The organism is Pseudomonas sp. PA-4-8C, from assembly GCF_021606625.1.
In the GTDB taxonomy this organism is placed as follows: Bacteria; Pseudomonadota; Gammaproteobacteria; order Pseudomonadales; family Pseudomonadaceae; genus Aquipseudomonas; species Aquipseudomonas lactis.
The window spans coordinates 1-8,664 of the sequence record NZ_WKCD01000241.1 but is presented as its reverse complement, the minus strand read 5'-3'; the positions used below and the strand labels follow the sequence as shown (position 1 = coordinate 8,664).

Here is an 8,664-nt window from a genome sequence, read left to right as displayed (position 1 = left end):
TCGAAAAACTCCCGTACAGACTTGGCTTGCTTCTCGGGCAGCGCCTGGCGCATGTCGAGCCAGTCAGCCTTGATGACGCCTTCCAGCGAACCGAACTTGTCCGCGAGCTTCTGCGCAGCACCTGGCCCCACCGACGGCACGTGCAGCTTGTCGAGCAAACCGCCCAAGGTGGTGCTGGCGGCGAATTCGGCGCTGAGTTCGCCTTGCTCCTGCAATTGCAGGCCGCATTCGTCCGGCGACAACAGCGCGCCAATCACCTGCTGGTTGTGGCCGTCTTCAAAGAAGCTATGGATCTCATGGGCCACTTCCAGCCCGACATCCGGCAAGTACGTCAGCACCTCTGGCAACGCCTTTTGAACACGCTCCAGAGACGCCAGCGAGCGCGCCAGGACCTTGGCCGTCTCCTCGCCCACGTCGGGAATGCCCAAGGCGTAGATAAAACGTGCCAGGGTCGGGGTCTTGCTGTTTTCGATGGCGCTGATCAGCTTCTTGCTGGAGATATCGGCAAAGCCTTCCAGGTCGATGATCTGTTCGTACTTGAGCTTGTAGAGATCGGCCGGCGAACCGATGAGCTTTTCATCCACCAGTTGCTCGATGGTCTTGTCGCCCAGGCCGTCGATGTCCATGGCCCGGCGCGAGACGAAATGAATGATTGCCTGCTTGAGCTGCGCGCCGCAGGCCAGGCGCCCGACGCAACGGTACACTGCGCCTTCGCTGACGGTTTCCTTGCCCTTGCTACGCTTGACCAGTTGCGTGCGCTCCACATGGGAACCGCACACCGGGCAATTCTGCGGGATCTGCACGGCGCGGGCGTTTTCCGGGCGGCGCTCAGTGACCACCGAGACCACCTGCGGAATCACATCACCGGCGCGGCGGATGATCACGGTGTCACCGATCATCAGCCCCAGGCGTGCCACTTCGTCCATGTTGTGCAGGGTGGCATTGGACACGGTCACGCCAGCCACTTTGACCGGTTTGAGGCGCGCCACCGGCGTCACCGCACCGGTGCGGCCAACCTGGAATTCCACGTCGAGCAGCTCGGTGAGTTCTTCCATGGCCGGGAATTTGTGCGCGATCGCCCAGCGCGGCTCGCGGGCACGGAAGCCCAGTTCGCGCTGGTAGGCAATGCTGTTGACCTTGAACACCACGCCGTCGATTTCATAGCCCAGCGCATTGCGGCGCTCGCCGATGTCGCGGTAGTAGTCCAGGCACTCCTGGATGCCCTTGGCCAGCTTCAATTCGTGGCTGATCGGCATGCCCCACTGCTGCAACTGCTTGAGGTTGCCGATATGGGTGTCGCTGATATCCGCGGTCACTTGGCCGATGCCATAACAGCAGAATTCCAGCGGGCGACTGGCGGTGATCTTCGAGTCCAATTGGCGCAGGCTGCCTGCTGCGGCGTTGCGGGGGTTGGCGAAGGTCTTGCCGCCCACTTCCAGTTGCGAGGCGTTCAATCGCTCGAAACCGGCCTTGGACATGAACACTTCACCGCGCACTTCCAGGGTGGCCGGCCAGCCCGTGCCGTGCAGTTTCAGAGGGATATTGCGCACGGTGCGCACGTTGACGCTGATGTCCTCGCCGGTGGTGCCATCACCGCGGGTGGCACCGCGCACCAACTCGCCATTCTGGTACAGCAGGCTGACCGCCAGGCCGTCCAGCTTCGGCTCGCAGCTGTATTCCACCGCCGCGCCAGCGCCAAACAGATCGCCCACCGGCAGATCAAGACCCTCGGTGACCCGGCGATCAAACTCCAGCATGGTGGTTTCATCAAAGGCGTTGCCCAGGCTGAGCATCGGGATCTCGTGCTTGACCTGGGTGAACGCCGACAGCGCCGCACTGCCGACCCGCTGCGTTGGCGAATCACGCGTTACCAGTTCCGGGTGCTCGGCCTCCAGGGCCTTGAGCTCGTGGAACAGGCGGTCGTACTCGGCGTCCGGAATGCTCGGCTCGTCGAGGACGTGGTAGCGGTAGTTGTGCTGATCCAGTTCAGCGCGCAGTTCGAGGATGCGGGTATGGGCGGCGGTCATGGGTGTTCTCTCATAAAGCAAAAGAGCAGCCGAAGCTGCTCAATATGTTAGTGCACGGATTCTACAGACAACGCTTAAGATCGAACCTCAGCGTTTCTGTGTCAGGGCGCGACGCTCGAACTCGACGATGCGCTGACGGTAGTGTTCGATGGTCTGGGCGGTCAGCACGCTGCGTTGGTCGTCCTTGAGCTCGCCGTTGAGTTCCTGGGACAGCTTGCGGGCCGCGGCCACCATCACGTCGAACGCTTGTTTGGGGTGACGCGGGCCTGGCAGGCCAAGGAAGAAACTCACCGCCGGGGTGCTGAACAGGTCGATATCGTCCAGATCGAAGGTGCCCGGCTTGACCGCGTTGGCCATGGAGAACAGCACTTCGCCGTTACCGGCCATGCTTTCGTGACGATGGAAGATATCCATCTCGCCAAAACGCAGGCCGCTTTCGAGGATGTTCTGCAAGAGTGCCGGGCCTTTGAAACCGCCGGCGTCGCGGCAGATCACGCTGATCACCAGCACTTCTTCGGCCGCCGGCTGATCGTTCACCGATTGGCGTACCGCGCTCTTGCTGGACGTCTCATCCGGGAAATCATCATCGCGGCTGCTGAAGCTCGGGCCATCATCGACGTCGAGGTTCAGGTCGCCCTGATGCGGCTCGGCAACCGCCGCGCTACCGCGCTTGCCACGCTTGGACGACGGCTCACGGGCTTCACGCAGCGGCGCGCTCATCGACGGCAGGTCGTGCTCGTCCAGTTGCGGCTCTTTGTGGGTATCCAGCACACGGGGCGGCCCCAGCAGCTCAGCGGCGCCGTCGTCGTCAGGCAAGTTGGACAGGTTTCGGTCCAGACGGAACTTGAGCTTGCCCTTGCCACCGCGCATGCGGCGCCAGCCATCAAAAAGAATACCGGCAATGACAATAATGCCGATGACGATCAGCCACTCGCGCAGACCGATTTCCATGTAATCCCGTGCCTCTAATAAAAAATGCTGAAAAATAAGGGGTTTAGCACCGTGCAAACCGCTTTAAAACGTGGCGCCAACTCTATGTTCTGACTGACGTTTTGCCCACGCACACGAAAAATTGACATTAAACTAGCACGACCAAAGATAACTTTACACCGTCTGTCAAAATGCCTTGAACAAATATGTCCATTTGCCACTTTCCCCAGACCGGTAAATCGCCCTACGCCGCACTGTAAACTCTCTCTCCGGCATGGCTCAGGATTCCACCATCGCCATCGCCTCTTCCACATCCACCGCGACCAATCGCGAACATCCCGGTTCATGCATCGTCACGCCCATCAACTGGTCGGCCATTTCCATGGCGATCTTGTTGTGGGTGATATAGATGAACTGCACGGTCTGGGACATCTCTTTAACCAACCGAGCGTAGCGTCCAACGTTAGCGTCATCCAGCGGCGCGTCAACTTCGTCGAGCATGCAGAACGGCGCCGGGTTCAACTTGAAGATGGCAAATACCAGGGCCAATGCGGTCAGGGCTTTTTCGCCGCCGGACAACAAATGGATGGTGCTGTTCTTCTTGCCCGGAGGCCGCGCCATGATCGTTACCCCTGTATCGAGTAGATCTTCGCCCGTCAGTTCCAAGTAGGCGCTGCCACCACCGAAAACTTTTGGGAATAACGCCTGTAAACCGCCATTAATCTGATCAAAGGTATCTTTGAAGCGGTTACGGGTTTCCTTGTCGATCTTGCGGATCACGTTTTCCAACGTGTCCAGGGCTTCAACCAGATCGGCGTCCTGGGCATCCAGATAACGTTTACGCTCGGACTGCTGCTGGTACTCATCGATAGCGGCGAGGTTGATCGCGCCCAGGCGTTGAATACGTGCGGCAATCCGTTCAAGCTCTTCTTCGGCGTCTTTCTCGTTGGCCTGGGCGGTCAGGGTGTTGAGCACGCCGTGCAGGTCATAGCCATCTTCCAGCAATTGGTCTTGCAAGGTCTTGCGCCGCACGCTGAGGGCTTGCCATTCCATGCGCTGTTGTTCGAGCTGGCCGCGGATCAACTGGGATTGCTGCTCGGCCATGGTGCGGCGCTTTTCGGCGTCGCGCAGTTCACGGTCGGCGTCTTCCAGGGCGATCTGAGCGGTCTTGAGCTCCACGTCGACGGTCATGCGCTTGTCGAGCAATTCCTCAAGCTTGAGGCGCAGCTCTTCCAGCGGCGCCTCGCCCTCCTCCAGGTTGAGGCTCAGTTGCTCGCGCTTTTCGGTCAGGCGTTCGGACTGCATCTCCAGGCGCTCAAGAGCCTGGCGCGTGGAATCATGCTGGGCGCGCAACGAGCCCAGGCGTACGGCCAACTGATGGGCGTGGTCCTTGTGCTGCCGGGCTTCCTGGCGCACGCGGTCAAGGCGCTCACGCAGGCTGTCGCGCTGGGCCAACAGCAATTCGCGCTGTTCGGTGTCCAGGGCCATGCTGTCGAGGGCCTCCTGCAAGTGCAGGCGCGCTTCACCGATCTGTTCATGTTCCAGGGCGCGCTGTTCGCCCATTTCGGCCACTTCCTCGTCAAGACGGGTGCGGCGCAGGGTCAATTGCTCGACCTTGGCCCTGCTCGCAGACAACTGGGCCTTCAACTCGCCTTGCTGGCGCGCTTCGTCCTGCAACAGCCGACGCAGGTGTTCGCGGCCGGTTTCCTGCTGGCGCTGGGTAGCGCGCAGGGTTTGCAGTTCGGTTTCCAGGCTTTCCAGGGTGGCTTCGCGTTCTTCACGCTCGGCGCTCAGGTTGACGATTTCCTGGCCACGGGCCAATACACCACTTTCCGCTTCACTGGCGCGACGCACCCGCAGGAAGTGGCGGCCGACCCAATAGCCATCGCGGCTGATCAGGCTTTCGCCGGCCGCCAACTGCCCGCGTTGGGCCAGGGCTTGCTCAAGAGACTCCACCGGCCTGACCTGACCCAGCCAGGGCGACAGATCTATCGCCGCCTCGACCTTGTCCAGCAAGCTGCCCGGCACCCGCGCACCATCAGCCGCTGGGCTGAGCAGGCGCAGGTCACCCTGGGCAAAACCGGCCAGGTCGAAGCCGCCGAAATCATCCACCAGCACCGCTTGCAGATCGGCGCCCAGTACGGTTTCCACCGCCAACTCCCAGCCGGCTTCGACTTTCAAGCCTTCAGCCAGGCGCGGGCGCTCGGCCAAATGCTGGTCGCGCAGCCATTCGGCGGTGCCGGTGCCGGGGTCGAGCGCGGCTTGCTGCAAGGCCTCCAGCGAAGCCAACCGACCATTGAGGCGCTGCAAATCGCCTTGGGCCTGCTGCTGCGCCTGGGTCGCGGTGTGCAATTGCTGGCGCAGTTGCTCCAGGCGCTCCACTTGCTGTTCTTCGCTGGCCTCCAGCTCCTCCAGGGTCATTTCGCTTTCGGCCAGTTGCTCGCTCAACTGCATGATTGCCGCGTCTTCCGGGTCGGCAGCGAGCAGTACGCGCTCTTCCTGCAGCCGGCGCTGGCGCTCGGCCAGGCGTTCCATGCTGGTTTCCAACTGCTGGATGCGCGACTGCTGCACCTCGGCCTGGCGGCGTGGCTCGGCGGAACGCAGGTTGAAGGCGTCCCACTGCTCCTGCCAACCGTGCATGGTGGTTTCGGATTCTTCCAGGGCCGCGGCGGCTTCTTCGGCGGCGGCGCTGGTGATTTCCTGCTCGGGGGTGAGCATGTCCAGCTCTTCGCCCAGGGTCAGCAGCAAGGTGCGGTCATGGCCCAGGTGCGATTCGGTTTCCAGGCGCGCGCGCTCGGCTTCCTTCAAGTCATCCTGCAACTGGCGCAAACGCTGCTGGCCGTGCTGGATGCTCTGCTCGACCCGAGCAATGTCACCGCCCACCGAATAGAAGCGACCCTGCACCAGATTGAAGCGTTCGGACAACTCATGGTGGCCGTCACGCAGGCGTTCAATGCTGGCGTCGGCATTACGCTGCTCGGCCACCAGCGCTTCAAAGCTGACTTCCTGGGTGCCAATAATCGCTTCGCGCTGGCCCACCTGATCATTCAATGCCTGCCAGCGCAGGGCCGACAGTTGCGCCTTGAGCTGGCGCTCCTCGCCCTTGTATTCCTGATACTTCTCGGCGGCCTGGGCCTGGCGGTGCAGGCGTTCGAGCTGGCGCTCCAGCTCTTCGCGCAGGTCGGTGAGGCGGGCGAGGTTTTCGTGGGTGCGGCGGATACGGTTTTCAGTCTCGCGGCGGCGCTCCTTGTACTTGGAGATGCCGGCCGCTTCTTCGATAAAGTTACGCAGGTCTTCGGGCTTGGCTTCGATCAGCTTGGAGATCATGCCCTGCTCGATGATCGAGTAGCTGCGCGGGCCCAGGCCGGTGCCGAGGAAGATATCGGTGATATCGCGACGGCGACACTTGGTGCCGTTGAGGAAGTAACTGTTCTGACTGTCGCGCGTGACTTTACGGCGGATGGAAATCTCCGCGTAAGCCGCGTATTCGCCGATCAGGGTGCCGTCGGAGTTATCGAATACCAGCTCGATACTGGCCTGGCTCACCGGCTTGCGGCTGGTGGAGCCGTTGAAGATGACGTCGGTCATCGACTCGCCGCGCAGGTTTTTCGCCGAGCTCTCGCCCATCACCCAACGCACGGCGTCGATGATGTTCGACTTGCCGCAGCCATTGGGCCCCACCACCGCCGCCATGTTGCTGGGAAAGTTGACGGTGGTAGGGTCGACGAAGGATTTGAACCCCGCCAACTTGATGCACTTGAGCCGCACGCTTAGGCGTCCGCCAAGGCTGCGATGACCAGCGAACTGCTGCGCTGGCAATAGGCTGTGAGTACCAGGCGAATCTGCGCCAGGTCACGGGCCAGTACCGCGGCGAGCAATTGCGCGAACAGCGCCTGGAACTCGCTCATGGACGCCTTGCGCTGATCCAGGGCCAGGTAATAAGCGCGGTTCATCGCCGGTTGCAGGTTTTCGACGGTTTCCTGCAAATACGGGTTGTTGGCGAAGGGGTACGCGGCGCGCATCACGTTGAAGCTTTCTTCGACGAACGCGCGGATGTCCTCGCGCTCCAGGCTCAATTGAAGGCGTTGCTGGATCTGCAGAAACGGCGCCATGTCGGCCTGGGTCTGCCAGCCTTCGGCAACCGCATTGCCGAGCAGGATGTACATCTCGCCCATCAACGTACACAGGCTCTGCACCTTGTGCGCGGTGAGTTCGGTGACGTGGGCGCCACGGCGCGGCAGGATCGCGATCAGATGGCGGCGCTCAAGGATCAGCAAAGCTTCGCGCACGGAACCACGGCTGACGTTGAGCGCCAGCGTGACCTTCTGTTCCTGGATCCGCTCCCCAGGCTTGAGATCGCCGCGAATGATACGTTCGGCGAGGTGGTGAGCAATTTGCTCGGCGAGACTGTCCGGCGCCTTGAACGTCATGTTTTCCCTTCAAAATCTGCTATCGGTACAAGCGCGGCAGTGTAGCGCATTGGCCCGCTGATGGCGCTACGCCCACCGTGGCGAATTTGGCACGAAATAAGCAACGTTGAAAGCCTGTAAGCCGCCAAAAACGCCGGTTCCAGAAGACTGGACCATAATTGAAAGTGTTGCGACCGCATTTTCTTGACCCTTAGGTCAGAAAACAATTGACCGAAAAGTCAGACATGACTAGATTCGGCGCAAAGCGGTTAACAACAATAATGAGTCTGCGAGGCCTTCCGTGATCCAGTTTTTACTTAACCAGGAACTCCGTAGCGAGCACGCCCTGGACCCCAACCTGACCGTGCTCAATTATCTGCGCGAGCATGTGGGCAAACCCGGTACCAAGGAAGGCTGCGCCAGCGGCGACTGTGGCGCGTGCACCGTGGTGGTCGGCGAGTTGCACACCGACGAGCAAGGCGCCGAGCAGATTCGTTATCGCAGCCTCAATTCCTGCCTGACGTTCGTGTCGTCACTGCACGGCAAACAACTGATCAGCGTCGAAGACCTCAAGCACCAGGGCCAACTGCACAGCGTGCAACAGGCCATGGTCGAGTGCCACGGTTCGCAGTGCGGCTTTTGCACCCCAGGTTTTGTGATGTCGCTGTTTGCCCTGCAAAAAAACAGCGACGCCCCCGACAGCCAGAAAGCCCATGAAGCCCTGGCCGGCAACCTGTGCCGCTGCACCGGTTATCGCCCGATCCTCGCCGCTGCCGAACAGGCCTGCTGCAACAAACCCAAGGATCAATTCGACAGCCGCCAGGCTGAAACCATCGCCCGCCTCAAGGCCATCGCGCCGACCCAGACCGGTGAACTCAACAGCGGTGACAAGCGCTGCCTGGTGCCGCTGACCGTCGCCGACCTGGCCGACCTCTATGACGCCTACCCGCAGGCCCGCCTGCTGGCCGGTGGCACTGACCTGGCGCTGGAAGTCACCCAGTTCCACCGCACCCTCCCGGTGATGATCTACGTGGGCAACATTGAAGCCATGAAACGCATCGAGCAGTTCGACGACCGCCTGGAAATCGGCGCAGCCACCGCCCTCTCCGACTGCTACGCCGCGCTGCACCACGAATACCCGGACTTCGGCGAACTGCTGCACCGCTTCGCCTCCCTGCAAATTCGCAACCAAGGCACCCTGGGCGGCAATATCGGCAACGCTTCGCCCATTGGTGACTCGCCGCCGCTGCTGATTGCCCTAGGCGCGCAGATCGTACTGTGCAAGGGCAACACCCGCC

At 61.4% G+C, this 8,664-nt stretch carries 5 protein-coding genes; 1 reads left to right on the top strand and 4 read right to left on the bottom strand.

The window, feature by feature from the left end:
• The 4 genes from ligA to GIW04_RS24235 all read right to left on the bottom strand — a co-directional run.
• Positions 1 to 2,027 (bottom strand): NAD-dependent DNA ligase LigA (gene ligA / locus GIW04_RS24250; protein WP_236479266.1); only part of this gene is annotated, 2,027 nt, incomplete at its 3' end.
• Between the two features lie 87 nt (positions 2,028 to 2,114).
• Positions 2,115 to 2,978, bottom strand: coding sequence for a cell division protein ZipA (gene zipA / locus GIW04_RS24245; RefSeq protein WP_003193239.1), 864 nt, complete (start codon positions 2,976 to 2,978; stop codon positions 2,115 to 2,117).
• Between the two features lie 258 nt (positions 2,979 to 3,236).
• Positions 3,237 to 6,725 (bottom strand): chromosome segregation protein SMC, encoded by a 3,489-nt coding sequence (smc, locus tag GIW04_RS24240; protein WP_003193241.1) that lies wholly within the window; start codon positions 6,723 to 6,725, stop codon positions 3,237 to 3,239.
• Between the two features lie 2 nt (positions 6,726 to 6,727).
• Positions 6,728 to 7,387, bottom strand: a complete 660-nt coding sequence (locus tag GIW04_RS24235) for a GntR family transcriptional regulator (RefSeq protein ID WP_034136171.1) — start codon at positions 7,385 to 7,387, stop codon at positions 6,728 to 6,730.
• Positions 7,388 to 7,667: 280 nt separating this feature from the next.
• On the opposite strand from GIW04_RS24235, the gene xdhA reads away from it, so the two are divergent.
• The coding region (gene xdhA, locus GIW04_RS24230) for a xanthine dehydrogenase small subunit (RefSeq protein ID WP_236479265.1) at positions 7,668 to 8,664 on the top strand (997 nt) is incomplete at its 3' end.